Annotated in this window: 15 protein-coding genes and 2 pseudogenes; 10 read left to right on the forward strand and 7 right to left on the reverse strand. The window is 51.1% G+C overall.

The window, feature by feature from the left end:
- Window positions 1–53 precede the first annotated feature (53 nt).
- From phoR to proY, 3 genes are all read left to right on the forward strand, one after another.
- Window positions 54–1,379 (forward strand): phosphate regulon sensor histidine kinase PhoR, encoded by a 1,326-nt coding sequence (phoR, locus tag ACT3RR_RS14820; RefSeq protein ID WP_486031332.1) that lies wholly within the window; start codon window positions 54–56, stop codon window positions 1,377–1,379.
- A gap of 521 nt (window positions 1,380–1,900) precedes the next feature.
- Window positions 1,901–3,220, forward strand: coding sequence for a branched-chain amino acid transport system II carrier protein (gene brnQ / locus ACT3RR_RS14825; protein WP_353503138.1), 1,320 nt, complete (start codon window positions 1,901–1,903; stop codon window positions 3,218–3,220).
- 154 nt (window positions 3,221–3,374) lie between these two features.
- Entirely contained in the window at window positions 3,375–4,772 is a 1,398-nt protein-coding gene (proY, locus tag ACT3RR_RS14830) for a proline-specific permease ProY (RefSeq protein WP_353503137.1), read from the forward strand.
- Between the two features lie 197 nt (window positions 4,773–4,969).
- Here proY and ggt read toward each other — a convergent pair whose 3' ends face one another.
- The 3 genes from ggt to ACT3RR_RS14845 all read right to left on the reverse strand — a co-directional run bounded on the left by ggt (window position 4,970) and on the right by ACT3RR_RS14845 (window position 8,446).
- On the reverse strand, window positions 4,970–6,730 hold the full coding sequence (gene ggt, locus ACT3RR_RS14835) for a gamma-glutamyltransferase (RefSeq protein WP_353503136.1): 1,761 nt from the start codon (window positions 6,728–6,730) through the stop codon (window positions 4,970–4,972).
- Between the two features lie 322 nt (window positions 6,731–7,052).
- A complete protein-coding gene (locus ACT3RR_RS14840) occupies window positions 7,053–7,655 on the reverse strand; it encodes a peroxiredoxin C (RefSeq protein WP_353503135.1) in 603 nt (200 codons plus the stop codon).
- A 209-nt stretch (window positions 7,656–7,864) separates the two neighbouring features.
- Window positions 7,865–8,446: an ACP phosphodiesterase gene (locus ACT3RR_RS14845; protein ID WP_485903542.1), complete on the reverse strand. Its 582-nt coding sequence runs from the start codon at window positions 8,444–8,446 to the stop codon at window positions 7,865–7,867.
- Window positions 8,447–8,581: 135 nt separating this feature from the next.
- Between ACT3RR_RS14845 and queA the strand changes: the two genes are divergently transcribed.
- The gene (queA, locus tag ACT3RR_RS14850; RefSeq protein WP_353503133.1) at window positions 8,582–9,652 is read left to right on the forward strand and encodes a tRNA preQ1(34) S-adenosylmethionine ribosyltransferase-isomerase QueA; all 1,071 of its coding nucleotides are present in this window, start codon (window positions 8,582–8,584) and stop codon (window positions 9,650–9,652) included.
- A 147-nt stretch (window positions 9,653–9,799) separates the two neighbouring features.
- Here the strand turns inward: queA and ACT3RR_RS14855 are convergent.
- Together ACT3RR_RS14855 and ACT3RR_RS14860 are read right to left on the reverse strand one after the other, a co-directional pair.
- A pseudogene (locus ACT3RR_RS14855) lies at window positions 9,800–9,984 on the reverse strand (site-specific integrase); the annotation flags it as partial.
- An 84-nt stretch (window positions 9,985–10,068) separates the two neighbouring features.
- Window positions 10,069–10,221, reverse strand: coding sequence for a protein NinF (locus ACT3RR_RS14860; protein ID WP_496200581.1), 153 nt, complete (start codon window positions 10,219–10,221; stop codon window positions 10,069–10,071).
- A 61-nt stretch (window positions 10,222–10,282) separates the two neighbouring features.
- On the opposite strand from ACT3RR_RS14860, the pseudogene ACT3RR_RS14865 reads away from it, so the two are divergent.
- From ACT3RR_RS14865 to ACT3RR_RS14875, 3 genes and pseudogenes are all read left to right on the forward strand, one after another.
- Window positions 10,283–10,957 (forward strand): annotated as a pseudogene (locus ACT3RR_RS14865) (recombinase RecT); the annotation flags it as partial.
- Window positions 10,954–11,349 carry a siphovirus Gp157 family protein gene (locus ACT3RR_RS14870; protein ID WP_496200582.1) on the forward strand — a complete coding sequence of 132 codons (396 nt, stop codon included), beginning with the start codon at window positions 10,954–10,956 and terminating at the stop codon, window positions 11,347–11,349. The pseudogene ACT3RR_RS14865 and the gene ACT3RR_RS14870, both read left to right, overlap by 4 nt.
- 96 nt (window positions 11,350–11,445) lie before the next feature.
- A complete protein-coding gene (locus ACT3RR_RS14875; protein WP_496200583.1) occupies window positions 11,446–12,075 on the forward strand; it encodes a hypothetical protein in 630 nt (209 codons plus the stop codon).
- Between the two features lie 39 nt (window positions 12,076–12,114).
- Here the strand turns inward: ACT3RR_RS14875 and ACT3RR_RS14880 are convergent, their stop codons facing one another.
- Both ACT3RR_RS14880 and ACT3RR_RS14885 read right to left on the reverse strand, forming a co-directional pair.
- The gene (locus ACT3RR_RS14880) at window positions 12,115–13,380 is read right to left on the reverse strand and encodes an oligosaccharide repeat unit polymerase (RefSeq protein WP_496200584.1); all 1,266 of its coding nucleotides are present in this window, start codon (window positions 13,378–13,380) and stop codon (window positions 12,115–12,117) included.
- Between the two features lie 116 nt (window positions 13,381–13,496).
- Window positions 13,497–13,928 carry a hypothetical protein gene (locus tag ACT3RR_RS14885; protein ID WP_496200585.1) on the reverse strand — a complete coding sequence of 144 codons (432 nt, stop codon included), beginning with the start codon at window positions 13,926–13,928 and terminating at the stop codon, window positions 13,497–13,499.
- A 414-nt stretch (window positions 13,929–14,342) separates the two neighbouring features.
- Between ACT3RR_RS14885 and tgt the strand changes: the two genes are divergently transcribed.
- The 3 genes from tgt to secD all read left to right on the forward strand — a co-directional run bounded on the left by tgt (window position 14,343) and on the right by secD (window position 17,808).
- Window positions 14,343–15,467 carry a tRNA guanosine(34) transglycosylase Tgt gene (tgt, locus tag ACT3RR_RS14890; protein ID WP_496200586.1) on the forward strand — a complete coding sequence of 375 codons (1,125 nt, stop codon included), beginning with the start codon at window positions 14,343–14,345 and terminating at the stop codon, window positions 15,465–15,467.
- Window positions 15,468–15,600: 133 nt separating this feature from the next.
- Window positions 15,601–15,933, forward strand: coding sequence for a preprotein translocase subunit YajC (yajC, locus tag ACT3RR_RS14895; RefSeq protein ID WP_034792440.1), 333 nt, complete (start codon window positions 15,601–15,603; stop codon window positions 15,931–15,933).
- Window positions 15,934–15,960: 27 nt separating this feature from the next.
- Window positions 15,961–17,808: a protein translocase subunit SecD gene (gene secD, locus ACT3RR_RS14900; RefSeq protein WP_353503088.1), complete on the forward strand. Its 1,848-nt coding sequence runs from the start codon at window positions 15,961–15,963 to the stop codon at window positions 17,806–17,808.
- The last annotated feature ends 22 nt before the right edge of the window (window positions 17,809–17,830 follow it).

Consider the following 17,830-nt stretch of genomic DNA (forward strand, 5'->3'; position numbering starts at 1 on the left):
ATTTTGGGTATAGTATGTAGGGGCCTTTCGGCTCGCCGCAGCGGAGAATCTGTGTGTTAGAACGTCTGTCCTGGAAGCGTCTGGCGGGGGAACTGTTTCTGTTCTGCCTGCCAGCATTGATCATCGGTATTTTCTTCGGCCATTACGGATGGCTGCTTTTTGCGTCGCTGCTGGCGGCGCTGGGCTGGAACTATTATAACCAGCTTAAACTCTCTCACTGGCTGTGGCTCGATCGCAGCATCACCCCACCAAATGGTCGCTGGAGCTGGGAACCGCTATTTTATGGGTTGAACCAGATGCAAATGCGTAACCGCCGTCGGCGGCGTGAACTCGGTCAACTCATCAAACGTTTTCGCAGCGGGGCAGAGTCTCTGCCCGATGCCGTGGTGCTGGCGACCGAAGAAGGCAATATTTTCTGGTGTAACGGCTTGGCTCAGGATTTGTTGGGATTCCGCTGGCCGGAAGATAACGGGCAGCATATCTTCAACCTGCTGCGTTACCCCGAGTTTCGCAGTTGGATTCAGAACCGAGAATTTAACCGCGCGCTGAATTTGCAGCTCAACAATGAGCACTACGTTGAGTTCCGCGTGATGCCTTATTCCGAAGGTCAGCTGCTGATGGTGGCGCGTGACGTCACCCAAATGCGCCAGTTGGAAGGGGCGCGTCGCAACTTCTTCGCCAACGTCAGTCATGAGCTGCGCACGCCGCTGACCGTGTTGCAGGGCTATCTGGAGATGATGGAAGACGCCAAGCTGGAAGAGCCATTCCGCAGCAAGGCGCTGGACACCATGCAGGAGCAGACGCGACGCATGGACGGACTGGTGAAACAGCTGCTGACGCTGTCTCGCATCGAAGCAGCCACCAACATTGATCTCAATGAGAAGGTGGATATGCCGCTAATGATGGGCATGCTGGAGCGCGAGGTGCAGACTTTAAGCAATGGTCGCCACGAGATTGTGTTCCGCGTAAACGATAAGTTGCAGGTGTTTGGCAATGAAGATCAACTGCGCAGCGCGGTGTCTAACCTGGTGTATAACTCGGTGAACCACACGCCGACTGGCACGCGCATTGAAGTCAGCTGGCAGCAAACGCCGCTGGGGGCGCAGTTTCAGGTCAGTGATAACGGGCCGGGCATTGAGCCACAGCACCTGCCGCGCCTGACGGAGCGCTTCTACCGCGTCGACAAAGCGCGATCTAGACAGACGGGCGGCAGCGGGCTGGGGCTGGCAATCGTTAAGCACGCGCTCAGCCACCACAACTCAAAGCTGGATATCATGAGCGAAGTGGGTGTCGGCACGCGATTTATGTTTACCCTGCCACAGCGTCTGGTGGTGCCAGCCAGTTCCACTACGCCGGGCAAAGTGAAAGATACGAAGTAATATTCTGCTGGCATAAATGTTAAAAAATAAAAGCTGCTCATCGGGCAGCTTTTTTCTTTTCTGCCAGAGGCTTACCCCAGCCTGCCAATCAGTAGCTCAACCTTTCATTAACACCTTATAAACGTGCGGGAAACGACCGGTTCTTGGTGATTTCGCGCAGTTTTAGCGGCAATAGTCTGTATCTTGTGCTTAATTTGATGAATAATCATACATATCATGTTTTGCATATCTCTAGTGACTTAGTGATATGCACTGCTTTTTGGTAAAAGTCTGGTCTAAGGCTCTGCTTTTTGGATCTCGGCTTGCCTTTTCACGACATAAACGTTTACCTTAGCGCCCGCTGTCGCTGAACTATTCCTGAATTACAACATTTCATCTGCATATCATCAGGCATTTTAGGCTTCTTTCTCTCCTCGAAATGGCATTGTCAGGCGGTTATCTCGCTCATTGACGTTATAACGAAAGAACAGGCGTTAGCATCGGTCACTTTATTCATTTGAACAGGCAACACGACACCAATCATGAGTACTCGTTTATCAAGCAAAGATATTTTGGCGTTGGGCTTTATGACCTTCGCCTTATTCGTCGGTGCCGGGAATATCATCTTCCCGCCGATGGTCGGTTTACAGGCCGGTCCCGCAGTCTGGTGGGCGGCGGCAGGGTTTATGATAACCGCCGTGGGCCTGCCGGTCATGACCGTGATTGCACTGGCTCGTGTGGGTGGTGGTGTTGACGCGCTGAGCTCGCCGATTGGCCGCGCCGCGGGCATTTTGCTGGCCACGGTTTGCTATCTGGCCGTCGGGCCGCTGTTCGCTACGCCGCGTACTGCCACCGTCTCTTTTGAAGTCGGGATCGCACCACTAACCGGCGACGGCCCGCTGCCGCTGTTCATTTATAGCGTCGTTTACTTCGCGCTGGTGATTGGTATCTCCCTCTATCCGGGCCGCCTGCTGGACACCGTGGGCCACTTCCTCGCGCCGCTGAAAATGGTCGCGCTGGGCGTGTTAGGCCTGGCCGCCGTGCTGTGGCCAGCGGGGCAGAGCATGCCTGCTGCCGAAGCCTACCAGCACGTGCCTTTCTCCAGCGGTTTCGTCAATGGTTACCTGACGATGGATACGCTGGGCGCGATGGTGTTTGGTATTGTTATCGTTAACGCGGCGCGCTCTCGCGGCGTGTCCGACGCCAAGCTGCTGACTCGCTACACTATTTTGGCGGGCCTGATTGCCGGTGTCGGCCTGATGCTGGTCTACCTCAGCCTGTTCAAACTGGGCGAAAATAGCGCCTCGCTGGTGCCTGACGCCACTAACGGCGCGGTTATTCTGCATGCTTATGTCGAACACACCTTCGGCGGCGTGGGCAGCTTCTTCCTTGGCGCGCTGATTTTCATCGCCTGTATGGTGACGGCGGTGGGCCTGACCTGCGCCTGCGCGGAGTTCTTCGCCCAGTATCTGCCGCTCTCTTACCGCTCGCTGGTGTTTATTCTCGGCCTGTTCTCTATGCTGGTGTCGAATCTGGGCCTGAGCCATTTGATTCAGATTTCTATCCCGGTGCTGACGGCGATTTACCCGCCTTGTATCGTGCTGGTGGTGCTGAGCTTCACCCTGCGCTGGTGGAATAGCACCACGCGCATCGTGGCACCGGTAATGGTGGTTAGCCTGCTGTTCGGACTGGTGGATGGCGTTAAAGCCTCGGCTCTGGCTGATATCATGCCAGCCTGGACTGCGAATCTGCCGCTAGCGGCGCAGGGCCTGGCATGGTTGCCACCTTCGCTGGTGATGCTGGTTCTCGCTGGGATTTACGACAAGATTAGCGGACCGCGCAGCGTGACGGCTCATCAGTAAATGACATTGGTGGTTCACTGGCGTCACGTTTCAGTCATATAATTGCGTTTGAAGAATGTTTCGCCAATCAGGCCACGGAAAACCCTTCCGTGGCTTTTTCATTGGTTTGAGTCCCTCATTAGCCTTGATGAACAAAGGAATTGGATAAATTCACATGCAGCAATCAGTTGAGAAAGAGCCGCCAGCGACTAAGTTAAAACGCGGCCTGACTACCCGACACATTCGCTTTATGGCGCTCGGCTCGGCCATCGGCACCGGCCTGTTTTACGGCTCGGCGGACGCGATTAAATTAGCCGGGCCAAGCGTGTTGCTGGCCTATCTGGTCGGCGGGATCGTGGCGTTTATCATCATGCGCGCGCTGGGTGAGATGTCGGTTAACAACCCGCAGAGCGGCTCGTTTTCGCGCTACGCGCAGGATTATCTCGGGCCATTGGCGGGTTACATCACCGGCTGGACTTACTGCTTCGAGATTTTGATTGTCGCCATCGCCGACGTCACCGCCTTCGGCATCTACATGGGCGTCTGGTTCCCCGAGGTGCCGCACTGGATTTGGGTGCTGAGCGTGGTGCTTATCATCGGCGGCATTAATCTGATGAGCGTCAGAGTGTTCGGCGAGCTGGAGTTCTGGTTCTCCTTCTTCAAAGTGCTGACCATCATCATCATGATTGTGGCGGGCTTTGGCATCATTATTTGGGGTATCGGCAACGGCGGGCAGCCGACCGGCATTCACAATTTGTGGAGCAACGGCGGCTTCTTCAGTCAGGGGATTATGGGCACCATTCTCTCGCTCCAGCTGGTGATGTTTGCCTACGGCGGGATTGAGATTATTGGTATCACCGCCGGAGAAGCTGAAGATCCGAAGAAGTCGATTCCGAAAGCCATTAACTCCGTGCCGTGGCGCATTCTGGTGTTCTACGTGGGCACGCTGTTTGTGATTATGTCTATCTTCCCGTGGAATCAGGTCGGGACGCAGGGCAGCCCGTTCGTGCTGACTTTCCAGCACATGGGCATCACCATTGCTGCCGGTATTTTGAATTTCGTGGTGATCACCGCCTCGCTTTCAGCGATTAACAGCGACGTGTTTGGCGTGGGCCGCATGCTGCACGGCATGGCGGGTCAGGGCCACGCGCCGAAAATGTTCAGCAAGGTGTCGCGTCGCGGCATTCCCTGGGTCACGGTGTTGGTGATGATGGCGGCGCTGCTGGTGGCGGTGTATCTCAACTACATCATGCCGGAAAACGTCTTCCTGGTTATTGCCTCGCTGGCGACCTTCGCTACCGTGTGGGTGTGGATTATGATTTTGTTCTCGCAAATCGCCTTCCGCCGCAAACTGAGCAAACAGCAGGTGAGCGAGCTGGAATTCCCACTGCGCGGCGGGGTGTTTACCTCGGTTATCGCGATTATCTTCCTATTCTTTATCATTGGCTTAATCGGCTACTTCCCAACCACGCGCGTCTCTCTCTACGCCGGGCTGGTATGGGTCGCCGTGCTGCTTATCGGTTACGCGTTTAAACGCCGCAACGACCGCAAGAAGCTGGCGGCGCAAAGCTAAGCAAGCACTTACATCCGTTAAAAGAAAAGCCCCGCGCTCACATAAGCTCGGGGCTTTTTCATATTTATGTTTAACCAAAATCATTCGCGCTGTATCAAGGCGGCAACTGCCCGAATCCTCAGGAGCTTACATCAGTAAGTGACTGAGGTGAGGGCAGGCAGCCAACGCCGATACGGTGCGAAGGATGAAGGTTAAGGTTAATAGCCGATGGCGGCGCCAGCTGGTCGACGCACATCATTCGCGCCATACAGATAGCCTTCACGCACTTTGCCCGACACAGCCGAGTCATTGCCCGAGTTAGCCGGCGTCACGCCAACCGCACCCGGCAGGCCGACCATAATCAGCTCGGTCGCGCCCCATGGGGTCTGCTCAACCATCTTGTAGCCCATCTTGGCCAGAATGTTCAGGCTGTCGGCTGAAACGCCTCGCTGCTCGTAATACACCTCATCCGGTAGCCACTGGTGGTGGATACGAGGCGCGTCAACGGCTTCCTGCGGAGGCATGCCGAAATCAATCACGTTGAGGGCAGTTTGCAGGGTGATAGTGATGATGCGCGAACCACCCGGTGAACCTAGAACCATGAAGATCTTGCCGTCTTTGGTCACTAAGCTCGGGCTCATGGAGGATAGTGGGCGCTTACCGGGGGCGATGGAGTTACGCGTGCCCTGCACCAAACCGTAGAGGTTTTTCTCACCCACTTTGACCGTGAAGTCGTCCATTTCGTCATTCAGGAAGAAGCCGGTTCCTGGCGCGATAACCACGGAACCAAAGCGGCCGTTGACGGTGTAAGTGGTGGAAACCGCGTTACCCATGCTGTCGACAATCGAGTAATGAGTGGTTTCTGGCTTTTCGTGCGGCTCCATTCCCGGCTGAACTTGTTCGGAAGGCGTGGCCTTATCTGCCTGAATCTTCTTACGAATCTCTTCGGCGTAGCTTTTGCTGACCAGACGATCAATCGGGTTCTTGATGAACTCCGGGTCGCCGAGATAGGTGTTGCGGTCCATGTAGGCGTGGCGCATGGCCTCAGTCATATAGTGAATGGACGCCGCTGAGTTAAAGCCCATGCTCTTCAGGTCATAGCCTTCGAGGATGTTGAGGATTTCGCACATGGTCACGCCGCCAGAGCTTGGTGGCGGTGCTGAGACAAACTTGTAGCCGCGATAGCTACAGGTGATTGGCGCCGTCTCGGTGACTTTGTAGTTGGCGAAGTCGGCGGCGGTCAGGATGCCTCCACCCTTGTTTGACGCGGCTTCCACCGCAGCCGGGATTTTACCTTTGTAAAAAGCATCCGGGCCCTGTTTTGAAATGGATTCCAGGGTGTTGGCTAAGTCGGTTTGCACCAGTTTGTCGCCCGGTTGTAGGGCAGTGCCGTCTTTGCGCAGGAAAATGCGCGCGGCCTCTGGGTCTTCTTTGAAGCGTTTTACCGTCGTGTCGAGGATATCCGTGTCGGCGCGGGTGAGGACAAAGCCTTCACGGGCCAGTTTAATCGCCGGAGCCATCACCTGCTCGCGGGTCAGCTTGCCGTATTCGCGCTGGGCGGTGTCCATGCCGAGCACGGTGCCCGGAACGCCCGAGGCGAGATACCCATACAGGCTGGCGTCTTTTTTCACTTTGCCATCGGCGTCCAGATACATGTTGGCACTGGCGGCGGCTGGGGCGGTTTCGCGGAAATTGATAAAGGTGTCTTTGCCGTCGGCAAGGTGCACCGTCATGAAGCCCCCACCGCCGATATTGCCACAGCATGGGTTAACCACGGCCTGAGCGTAGCCAACGGCCACGGCGGCATCAACGGCGTTCCCGCCCATCTTGAGAATATCGACACCCACCTGAGATGCCAGATATTGCGAAGTGACCACCATGCCGTTTTTGGCTTCTACCGCGGGGTTGGACGCCGCGTGAAGCGAGCCGCTGACCAGCAATGCCATTATGGTTAACGGCTTTTTCCATTTAAGTAACATATAAACTCCTGTTTGATACCCTGTCTGTGCAGAACCTTCAGGTTCTTGTGTGATAACGCTTTTTTTCTATACAACGTTCATTCTTGCCGGAGGAAACCATGCAAGGCGCAGGCCAATCTATCGCGCCACGTGGCAGGCAAAAATGAGACGTATTTAGGTTAGATGGAATAGGACTGATCGGGCAGAGTTTTATGAAATAAATGTGAAGACGGTGATGACTATGCGGGAAAAATGCGGGAAAAAAATCCCCAAAAAAAACGGCCAGCTAGGCTGACCGTTATTGCTCTGTTATTTTTTTTAAAGCCCTGAGGCTTAATAAAAATTACAGGTTTGATGCGTTTTCTGAAAGGTATTTAGCTACGCCGTCTGGAGAAGCGCCCATACCTTGTTTGCCTTTTTCCCACTGAGCTGGGCACACTTCGCCGTGCTCTTCGTGGAATTGCAGCGCGTCAACCATACGCAGCATTTCATCGATGTTACGGCCCAGTGGCAGGTCGTTAACAACCTGGTGGCGAACCACGCCTTCTTTGTCGATCAGGAAAGAACCACGCAGCGCAACGCCAGCGTCTGGGTGTTCGATACCGTAGGCTTTCTGAATTTCACGTTTGATGTCAGCAACCATCGCGTATTTAACTTCGCCGATGCCGCCTTTCTCAACAGGGGTTTTACGCCATGCGTTGTGAACGAATTCAGAGTCGAAAGAAACACCAACAACTTCAACGCCACGCTTCTGGAATTCTTCGTAACGGTGATCGAAAGCGATCAGCTCAGAAGGACATACGAAAGTGAAGTCCATTGGCCAGAAGAACAGAACAGTTGGTTTGCCCGCAGTGTGTTTTTTGAAGTTGAAGTTATCAACAACTTCACCGCTACCAAGTACAGCTGCTGCTGTGAAATCTGGGGCCGGACGAGTTACCAGGACCATAAGTACTCCTATTGGTGAGGTAAAAGAATTAGGGGTGTATAAATCGACAGCCAGTATAGAGGCTGGGGGGAAGCGAATAAACCCCATCAGACCAATCAATCAGATAGTATTCGACTATCAGTCTGTGGAGTAAGTCGCAAATCTTATTATGAATAAGCGGCTGATTTGCAGGGAATTGTGTCGCGATTCACGATTAATTTCACCTTAAGTCAAATTTCCTGCTGTCTGGCTTGCAGCATCATCTGCGGATAAAACTGCCAAAAAAGTTGTTCCAGCGCGTCATAATTCAATTCGAGGTCGTGATATGAGCCAGCCAGCGCGCTGAGTTTCGGGCGGCGGGCGGCCATATTCGACAAGGCATTGCCGATATTGGGCAGCGCGGCATAGCTTTGCATCCAGCGATCTGACCACAAATAGCGATTCAGATTGATAAAACGCTCCGGCATTCCGTCCAGCTGCGGCTCAATCTCTTGGCGGCAAGCTTCGATAAAGGCTTCCAGTTCAATGTCCGGCGAGAGCGTGGCCCAGTGGCGACACAGAAAGTGGTCCCACACCATATCCAGCGTGATAGGCGCGACGCGGCGGAAATCATCGCGGAAATAGCTGCGGGCGATTTTCACTTCCGGCAGGGTGTCGGTCATGACGTCGACCCGCCGATGCATGCGAATACCGCTGACGATATCAGCGGAAAATAGCGAGTCAGGATTGCCACGGACGAAGTCGGCCAGCAGGTTTCCGAGTAGCGAACTGTTGGCGAGTGAGGCCAGATGGAGATGAGCTAAAAAATTCATCCGCACAGTATAATGCAAGAAACATGATCAATGACATGTCAGGATATGCCTTTCTTGAGGTAGAAGCTTGCAGCAAAAGGCCCGTACCACTAGACTAAGCCGCCTGTTTTTGTCCGTTAACTGAAGTGAAAAGCCATGCGCGTTGCCGATTTTTCTTTTGAACTCCCCGAGTCCCTGATTGCCCGCTATCCGCAGACCCAGCGCAGCGGCTGCCGTTTGTTGTCGCTGGACGGGCCAAGCGGCGAACTGACGCACGGCATTTTCACCGACCTGCTCGACAAGCTCGACGCCGGTGACCTGCTGGTCTTCAACAATACCCGCGTGATCCCCGCCCGCGTCTTTGGCCGCAAGGTCAGCGGCGGCAAGATTGAAGTGCTGGTAGAGCGGGTGCTTGATTCCAAACGCATTTTGGCTCACGTCCGTGCTTCAAAGTCGCCTAAACCGGGCGCAGAACTGCTATTAGGCGATAACGAAAACATCAAAGCCACCATGGTGGCGCGCCACGATACGCTGTTCGAGCTGGAATTTAATGAAGATCGCGATGTCTTCACTCTGCTGGAAGAGATCGGCCACATGCCGTTGCCTCCTTATATCGACCGCCCGGACGAAGACGCCGACCGCGAGCTGTATCAGACGGTTTACAGCGAGCGCCTTGGCGCCGTTGCGGCACCGACTGCCGGTTTGCACTTCGACCAGCCGCTGATGGACGCCTTGAAAGAGAAGGGCGTGGAGTTTGCTTTTGTGACGCTGCACGTTGGCGCGGGCACCTTCCAGCCAGTGCGTGTGGACACTATTGAAGACCACGTAATGCACGCCGAATACGCTGAAGTGCCACAAGAAGTGGTCGACGCGGTATTGGCCTGTAAAGCGCGCGGCAAGCGCGTGATTGCGGTGGGAACCACCTCAGTACGCTCACTGGAGAGCGCCGCCAAGGCGGCAGAAAACGCGCTGATTGCGCCATTCTTCGGCGATACCAAAATCTTTATCTATCCGGGCTATAACTATCAGGTGATTGACGCGCTGGTGACCAATTTCCACCTGCCAGAATCGACGCTGATCATGCTGGTTTCCGCGTTTGCCGGATATAAAAATACCATGAATGCTTACCACCAGGCGGTGGCGGAGCAGTACCGGTTCTTTAGTTACGGTGATGCGATGTTCATCAACCGTAATCCTCTGGCTCCGCAAGAAGCGGTCGGCCAGTAACCATTGGCCCGGACGCATTCGATGCATTCGGGCTTTCTTTTTCTGCGGATAACACCGCGGAGTAACCTCATCAGACTGTTTCTCTGATGTGCAGATAAAATAAAGCCCGCATTACCATGCTGATAATCTATATATATCATTAGCTTACTATAGATGTTGTTGATGAGTTTTTTCTGGCAACCCATCGTGTGCCAAAAATGTGACAATCCCGCTAAATCTCCTCAAATGCTCATCGCTCAAGTGAGCATATTTATTGACCATTTCCAGTTTTTCCCATCCACCCGACTCCTTCGGCATCATTAGAGGGGGCCGTTCTGAACGTGCCAACTTGCTCAAGTATGGCGGAATCAGCTTTGTGTTTATCGCTGTACCACCATTCGTACAGAGTGTTTGGCTTGAACCTTTCGCCGCACACCTTATACTTTCGGCTTCTGGGTAGTTTCATCACCCTTCTCCTTCTCAATATCCAGCCCGTTCATAGCCCACCAATCGCTACAGTCACTGCATGCGTAGCACTCATCTGGGCTTAGTGGGATGCCACAGCCTGCGCATCGATATTCTTCAGTCATGCCGCCTCCAACGTAAAATCAAATCCAAGTTGGCCTGAGAACGCTTCGCAAGACTCACTGCAAGAGCCGGTATCTGGTTCCGCGAGATGGCACCGTGTGCCTCGATGTTTCTTACATGGGCCTGCTTCATATCGCTCAGGCCACTGGATGCATTCAGTGGGGTCAAGCAAAGCTTGTTCACGCCAATGACACCTACGAATCCAATGGATTGGATACAGCACCTACGCACAAATACAACGCGTTTGGCGACCGCGGCGATGTGGTAGGAGCTTACTGCACAGTTAAAACCTCTGGTGGTGACTACCTTACGGATGAGATGAGCGTGGCAGATATCCGCGCCATTCAGGAAATCAGTAAGTCTAAAAACGGGCCATGGAAGACTCACTGGGCAGAGATGGCCCGCAAGACCGTAGTTAAGCGGGCGAGCAAGTACTGGCCACGAGCCAGTCGTCTGGATGCTGCAATTCAGGTGCTAAACGATGAGGAAGGAATCTTCATTGAGCCAGTGATGGCACACACGTCTGAGGAGGTTATTCAAGACCAAGAGGCGCAGCGCAAGGAAGAGCTATTCCAGAAGGTAAGCGACCTTTGCGATCAGATGGAAGTTGCTGAGGATTTCCCTACGCTAAAAGCCATTTTCGCCGAGGCCTACAAGGCCACTACAGGGATGAAGCTGCAAAAGGATGTTCAGCAAATTTACGCAGAGAAAAAGGCGAAGTTTGAGGAGGCAGCATGACGCAGCTTTACGCAATAGCCAATGAGTACGCCAGCCTTACTGCTCAGGACTTAGACCCTGAGTTTATCGCCGACACTCTTGAAGGGATTCAGGGCGAGTTCGAGGACAAGGTTACTCAGTTGCTGGCAATCATAAAAAACGAATCCGCATATGCCGAGGCCCTCAAGGATGAGGTCAAGAACCTCTCTGAGCGCGCCAAGGTTGCAGAGAGTAAGGTTGCCAATATTAAGGCCTACATCGCTACCTCGATGGATACAGCGGGCAAGAAATCCATCCGCGCAGGACCGCACTCAGTAACCTTTCGCGCGACAAGCAAAACGGTAGAGATTTTCGATGAAAGCAGGGTGCCGATTGAGTTCTTTGAATTTGTTACTTCCAAAAATTCGATCTGACGGCAATGAAATATCACCTCAAGGCTGATAAACCAGTGCCGGGAACGGAGTTGAAGGCTTGAAAACGCCAACGTTCCAATTATTGGTATGCCGACGATGTACTACGGCAAGGGACAGACCAACCCACCTAGCGATCAAGATACAACAAACTACAGTGTTGGCGCTCCGTATCGTTCCGCCGTTCTCAGGCTGTGTGCGGAAAAATGTGTTAAGTTTGTCGACCTTGGCCCGGTGCCGTGTAACTGGAATAACACAGCGCTGGGTATACCTTTCGGTGATTCAATTGCATATGACAATATCCATCCGACACCGATTGCTCGTTATCTCATTGCAAGAGCATTTGCAGGTTTAATACTCGGTCTTTATGTGACAAACAGAGATGACAGTTACGGCGGGATGTTGCCTGCTGGTGGATTAGTTAACGGCTGGACAATGTCAACAAACCCGGTTGGTTATTCTGTAGATAATGATGGACGTGTTTTCTTCTACGGATCATTCAAGCAGCCAACGACAAGCCCAGTACCAGATAGCACCTTGCTTTACTTTCTTCCTGAAAATCTTCGCCCGCGCTCAGACGCATACTGCGCCGTTGCCAACGAATTCACTACCTTTCGGGTAGTTGTCGGAGTGGATGGTGGTATTAAGGTGTATGTAATGACCGGGGGATTAACTCCAGCCATGGATGGCATCGTGCTTAACACGCGTAGAAGGTTGGGCGTGCAATAAAAAATGGGATATCCATGGAAGCATGGGTATCCCTAATTATTAAGCCTCAGAATCAACGGTCTTGCGTACTTTTCTAATTGAAGGGGCAAGTATAAACCTTTGCATTAAAAACCACGCAGCCAGATAAAGCTCACCATGAAGAGGAATCATATAGAGCGTTATGGTTGCTTGGGCGGCCATAGAAAATGCAAAAACGCTGTTGGGATTTCTTCTAAAGAATTCATAGGCTGACCAGGACATAAAGCCAACGAAGAACCCTGAGATCATCACTCCAACCCATTCAAAATCAAGATACAAAAACGACCATGAACTGAATGCTGGGTAGTAACCTTGCTCTGCTGCTCCTGGATACAATGCATCTTGAATCATTAATTGACCATAAATTACAGGTTTGTCTGGGGCTATGAATCTAGGGACGTACCCCCAAAAGCTACTTAAAAATGACTCACCTAATTTAGGACCAACCTCTGAATATCTAGCAACAAAATCTATTGTTTTCTGAAAGTAATCAAAGTAGGCAAGTGCACCAAATATATTATTCGTAGTCCCCTGAATTAGCTGTATAGATAAAAATGTGGCAAGTAAAGAAACACCAAAGATAGCAAATCTAAATAATTTAACTTTATTAATAAAGTGTGAATGGTAGAAGATTAGAAGTAATAAAATTATCAGTATGTTTTGCTTTGAACCAGTAAAATAACTAACAATCAAACAGAAAAATATATATGGAGATAACTTTAATAACTCTCGGGTTGTTTTCGGTTTTCTTGTGTAAAGTATGTAGATCAGGAATAATGATATACTCCAAACCCAAAAAAGATAGAAATTACCCGCACCAAATTTATTTTCAATATATGCATCACGCGATGATGTTATCCATTTTAAGCCTCCCCCACCAATTTTAGCTAAGAGAAGAAAGTTAATTACCATGAATGCAATTATCATTATTGATGAAAGCATGCTTTTTCTCATCAACTTGTTTGAGTCATTTAAATTGAACGCAAACACAAATCCTTTAAAGAATGCGTAAGCGACCTCCGATCTAACAAAAAATGGAGTGATAAAGCAAAAAACATACAAAAAATGCAACATAATTGCGTGAGTTATGTCGCTATCCTTATAGGCGGTAGCTCCACTAATGAATATCATTGCACAGCTAAGAATCACCCTCAGGCCGCTATCAAATGCAAGGTAATATGATGCTGGATTGAATGGATTTTCGTAAAATTTTGAAAATATAACTATCAAACTAAAAACAAAGATTGCCAATGTTGATAGTGCGATATATGAAAGTATGTAATCCATGGTGTTTTCTATGTATCAGGAGTTATATAAAATTTAACATACAGTCAAACTCAAGTCCAACCCGGCATGTGATTTTTAAAAGCCAACAAGTGCCGTTATTGGTGGCATAATACAATTTACATGAACACTGTAGAGAACTTTTCATGCATCAATTCAACAAATAATGGAATGCTCTGGATGTCACTTATCACGGTAGATACAATGCACATAATAATCCCAAGCCATATCGTCTTAGATGTATCCTTTACTTCTTTCTTGTGTTCACTGGAAATTGATGATATGGCAACAAGTTCTTCGCCACTTGGCCTGATGTTAAACCTGTGGTAACCCTCTCTCGTTAAAGCGGATGATATCATCAATAATGCTATAATGAGACCCATTGTTCCTGAACAGGTGAATATGGCTATATTCACCATGATCATGGCAAGGACACCGTCAGCGCCTATTGTAATAAACCATGACCGCATCATAAACTTCCGCCCGCCAAAGAAGAACAATATGCGCCTTGGGTAAGCTTCGTTCGGTGCGCTTGATTTAGCAGAATTCATGCAAATATCTCTCTTCATTATTCTTATTCGTGGGCCTCTTTTACCTTCAAGGGACAAAATTCTCAAGAAAAATCACAGTTCGTCTTTTATTCGCTTTTCATATCTCGTGCGAACATCTGGGTGATTATATGGATACTGAACGATGCTAGGAGTGGAGAGTTCGATGATGCGCCGGTGATGTGATGGGGCATATAAAGGGCAAAAAATTAACGCAAGATGACGAATGCCGCCTTGCGCGAATGCTCTGCTTACTGTGACGAAAATGTGCCACAAAAATGACACACAGATGCATAAGATGACAAAAATTAGCAAAGCGAAACTTTAGCGACGGGCTTGTGGTGCGGCTTTGACTGTTAGTTTAGACTGTACGGCTTTTGTAGGTCATCAGACTGTTTCTCTGATGCTGGAGGCACTGTGAAGTACGAATTAAGCACTACTGATGGTCGCGCACGTCGCGGACGTCTGGTTTTCGAACGTGGCGTGGTTGAAACCCCGGCATTTATGCCAGTGGGTACTTACGGCACGGTAAAAGGCATGACCCCGGAAGAGGTGAAAGAGACAGGCGCGCAGATCCTGCTCGGCAACACTTTCCACCTCTGGCTGCGCCCTGGTCAGGAGATCATGAAGTTGCACGGCGACCTGCATGACTTTATGAACTGGCACGGCCCAATCCTGACTGACTCAGGCGGTTTCCAAGTGTTCAGCCTGGGCGCGATGCGTAAGATCAAAGAAGAGGGCGTGCACTTCCGTAACCCGATTAACGGCGATCCGGTGTTCCTCAGCCCTGAAAAATCGATGGAGATCCAAAACGATCTCGGTTCTGACATCGTAATGATCTTTGACGAATGTACGCCATACCCGGCGGATTGGGACTATGCCAAGCGTTCAATGGAAATGTCTCTGCGCTGGGCGAAACGCAGCCGCGATCGTCACAACGAATTGAATAATAAGAATGCTTTGTTCGGTATTATTCAAGGTAGCGTTTACGAAGATTTACGAGATGTATCATTAAAAGGGCTGGTAGATATTGGCTTTGATGGTTACGCTGTGGGCGGCTTGGCGGTAGGTGAGCCGAAAGAGGACATGCACCGTATTCTTGAGCATGTTTGTCCGCAGATCCCGGAAGATAAACCGCGTTATCTGATGGGCGTCGGTAAACCAGAAGATTTGGTCGAAGGCGTGCGTCGTGGCGTCGATATGTTTGACTGCGTAATGCCTACGCGTAATGCGCGTAACGGTCATCTGTTCGTCACTGACGGCATCGTGAAAATCCGTAATGCCAAGCATAAAGATGATACCTCGACCCTCGATGAGCATTGCGATTGTTACACCTGTCGCAATTACAGCCGTGCCTACTTGCATCATCTCGACCGTTGCAACGAAATACTGGGTGCGCGCCTGAACACCATCCACAATCTGCGCTATTACCAGCGTCTGATGGCGGGTTTACGCCAGGCTATCGAAGAGGGTAAATTAGAGCTGTTTGTAAAAGACTTCTACGAGCGTAAAGGGAAAGAGGTTCCACCTCTTAATTTCTGAGCCTGAAGTGTTAACGACGAGTTCTATTTAATGATTTACCGGCGTCGCTTTTTGGCGGCGCTTTTAAATGAGTCGCTTAAACAGAAACAGACGTTATATCGTTATGTTTCATAACAACAATGAGGGAATTTAAATGAGTCTTTTCATTTCCGATGCAGTCGCAGCTACCGGCGCACCGTCACAGGGAAGTCCTTACTCTCTGGTCATCATGCTGGTCGTTTTTGGTCTGATTTTCTATTTCATGATCCTGCGCCCGCAACAGAAACGCTCTAAAGAACACAAAAAACTGATGGACTCCATCGGTAAAGGTGACGAAGTGATGACCACCGGTGGTTTGATCGGTCGCGTAAGCAAAGTAGCTGAAACTGGCTTCATTGTTATCGCGCTGAACGACACTACTGAAGTGATGATCAAGCGTGACTTCGTGGCTGCCGTTCTGCCGAAAGGTACGATGAAGGCTCTTTAATTTTCGATTTTCCCGAAGGGAACTGCCGTGTTAAACCGTTATCCTTTGTGGAAGTATCTGATGCTGATCGTTGTGATCATCGTCGGTCTGCTATACGCACTTCCCAACCTTTATGGTGAGGATCCGGCTGTTCAAATTACTGGCGCTCGGGGCTCCGACGCCAGTGTTGCAACGCTGGACCAAGTCAAAAACGTATTAGATCAAGACAAAATTCCAAGCAAATCTATTGCACTGGAAAATGGTCAAATCCTTGCCCGCTTTAAAGACACTGATGTACAGCTGCGCGCTCGCGAAGCCCTCACCAGCGCCCTGGGCGACAAATTTGTTATTGCTCTGAACCTCGCGCCAGCAACGCCGCGCTGGTTAAGCATGATGGGCGCTGAGCCAATGAAGCTCGGTCTTGACCTGCGTGGTGGTGTTCACTTCCTGATGGAAGTTGACATGGATACCGCGCTGAGCAAGCTGCAAGAGCAGACCATGGACAGCATGCGCAGTGACCTGCGCGAGAAAAATATTCCTTACGCCACGGTCCGTAAACTCGACAACTATGGTGTCGAAGTGCGTTTCCGTGATGCCGCAACTCGCGACAGCGCCGTTAGCTATCTTTCCCCGCGTCACCGTGATTTAGTCATCACCGCCAGTGGCGACAATGCCGCGCGCGTCGTGATGACCGATGATCGCCTGAGCGAAGCCCGCGAATACGCCGTTCAGCAAAACATCAACATTTTGCGTAACCGTGTAAACCAACTGGGTGTGGCTGAGCCGCTGGTACAGCGTCAAGGTTCAGACCGTATCGTGGTTGAGCTGCCGGGGATTCAGGACACTGCCCGCGCCAAAGAAATTTTGGGTGCGACGGCAACGCTGGAATTCCGTCTGGTTAACACCAACGTTGATGCGACTGCCGCTGCTTCTGGCCGCGTGCCGGGCGACAGTGAAGTGAAAAATACCCGTGATGGGCGCCCGGTTGTCTTGTACAAGCGCGTGATCCTGACCGGTGACCACATCACTGACTCCACCTCCAACATGGACGAATACAACCAGCCGCAGGTTAACATCTCCCTCGACAGCGCTGGCGGCAACGCCATGTCTAACTTCACCAAGGACAATATCGGTAAACCGATGGCGACCCTGTTTGTGGAGTACAAAGACAGCGGTAAGAAAGATGCGAACGGCCGTTCGATTCTGGCTAAGCAAGAAGAAGTTATCAACGTCGCGACTATCCAGTCACGTCTGGGTAACAGCTTCCGCATTACCGGCGTTAACGATCCGAATGAAGCTCGCCAGCTCTCCCTGCTGCTGCGCGCGGGTGCGTTGATTGCGCCGATTCAGATTGTCGAAGAACGTACCATCGGTCCAACTTTGGGGATGCAGAACATCACCCAGGGTCTGGAAGCCTGCTTGTGGGGTCTGGTGGCGTCAATTCTGTTTATGGTGGTTTGGTATCGTAAGTTTGGTGTGATTGCGACAACCGCGCTGGTGGCTAACTTGGTTCTGATTGTTGGGATCATGTCCCTGCTGCCAGGGGCAACGCTGACCATGCCGGGTATTGCCGGTATCGTACTGACCCTTGCGGTTGCAGTTGATGCCAACGTACTGATTAACGAACGTATCAAGGAAGAGCTGAAGAACGGGCGTTCCGTTCAGCAGGCGATCCACGAAGGCTATAAAGGCGCGTTCTCCAGTATCGTTGATGCCAACATTACTACCCTGATCACGGCGATTATTCTTTATGCGGTGGGTACCGGTTCGATAAAAGGCTTTGCTATCACCACGGCTATCGGTGTTGCAACCTCGATGTTTACATCAATCGTCGGAACCCGTGCCATCGTCAACCTGCTTTACGGCGGCAAACGCATCAAAAAGCTGTCTATCTGAGGAGTGCGTTGTGGCACAGCAA

Origin of the sequence: Ewingella sp. AOP8-B2-18, assembly GCF_052376015.1 — a bacterium.
GTDB classification, from domain to species: Bacteria; Pseudomonadota; Gammaproteobacteria; order Enterobacterales; family Enterobacteriaceae; genus Ewingella; species Ewingella allii.

Excerpts from the sequence above, each read along its gene's own strand:
- ACT3RR_RS14885 (WP_496200585.1), bottom strand. The coding sequence starts at position 13,928 with ATGAATTCTGCTAAATCAAGCGCACCGAACGAAGCTTACCCAAGGCGC.
- ACT3RR_RS14840 (WP_353503135.1), bottom strand. The coding sequence starts at position 7,655 with ATGGTCCTGGTAACTCGTCCGGCCCCAGATTTCACAGCAGCAGCTGTA.
- ACT3RR_RS14880 (WP_496200584.1), bottom strand. The coding sequence starts at position 13,380 with ATGGATTACATACTTTCATATATCGCACTATCAACATTGGCAATCTTT.
- ACT3RR_RS14875 (WP_496200583.1), top strand. The coding sequence starts at position 11,446 with ATGTACTACGGCAAGGGACAGACCAACCCACCTAGCGATCAAGATACA.
- ggt (WP_353503136.1), bottom strand. The coding sequence starts at position 6,730 with ATGTTACTTAAATGGAAAAAGCCGTTAACCATAATGGCATTGCTGGTC.
- proY (WP_353503137.1), top strand. The coding sequence starts at position 3,375 with ATGCAGCAATCAGTTGAGAAAGAGCCGCCAGCGACTAAGTTAAAACGC.
- ACT3RR_RS14845 (WP_485903542.1), bottom strand. The coding sequence starts at position 8,446 with ATGAATTTTTTAGCTCATCTCCATCTGGCCTCACTCGCCAACAGTTCG.
- queA (WP_353503133.1), top strand. The coding sequence starts at position 8,582 with ATGCGCGTTGCCGATTTTTCTTTTGAACTCCCCGAGTCCCTGATTGCC.
- brnQ (WP_353503138.1), top strand. The coding sequence starts at position 1,901 with ATGAGTACTCGTTTATCAAGCAAAGATATTTTGGCGTTGGGCTTTATG.
- ACT3RR_RS14860 (WP_496200581.1), bottom strand. The coding sequence starts at position 10,221 with ATGACTGAAGAATATCGATGCGCAGGCTGTGGCATCCCACTAAGCCCA.
- ACT3RR_RS14870 (WP_496200582.1), top strand. The coding sequence starts at position 10,954 with ATGACGCAGCTTTACGCAATAGCCAATGAGTACGCCAGCCTTACTGCT.
- yajC (WP_034792440.1), top strand. The coding sequence starts at position 15,601 with ATGAGTCTTTTCATTTCCGATGCAGTCGCAGCTACCGGCGCACCGTCA.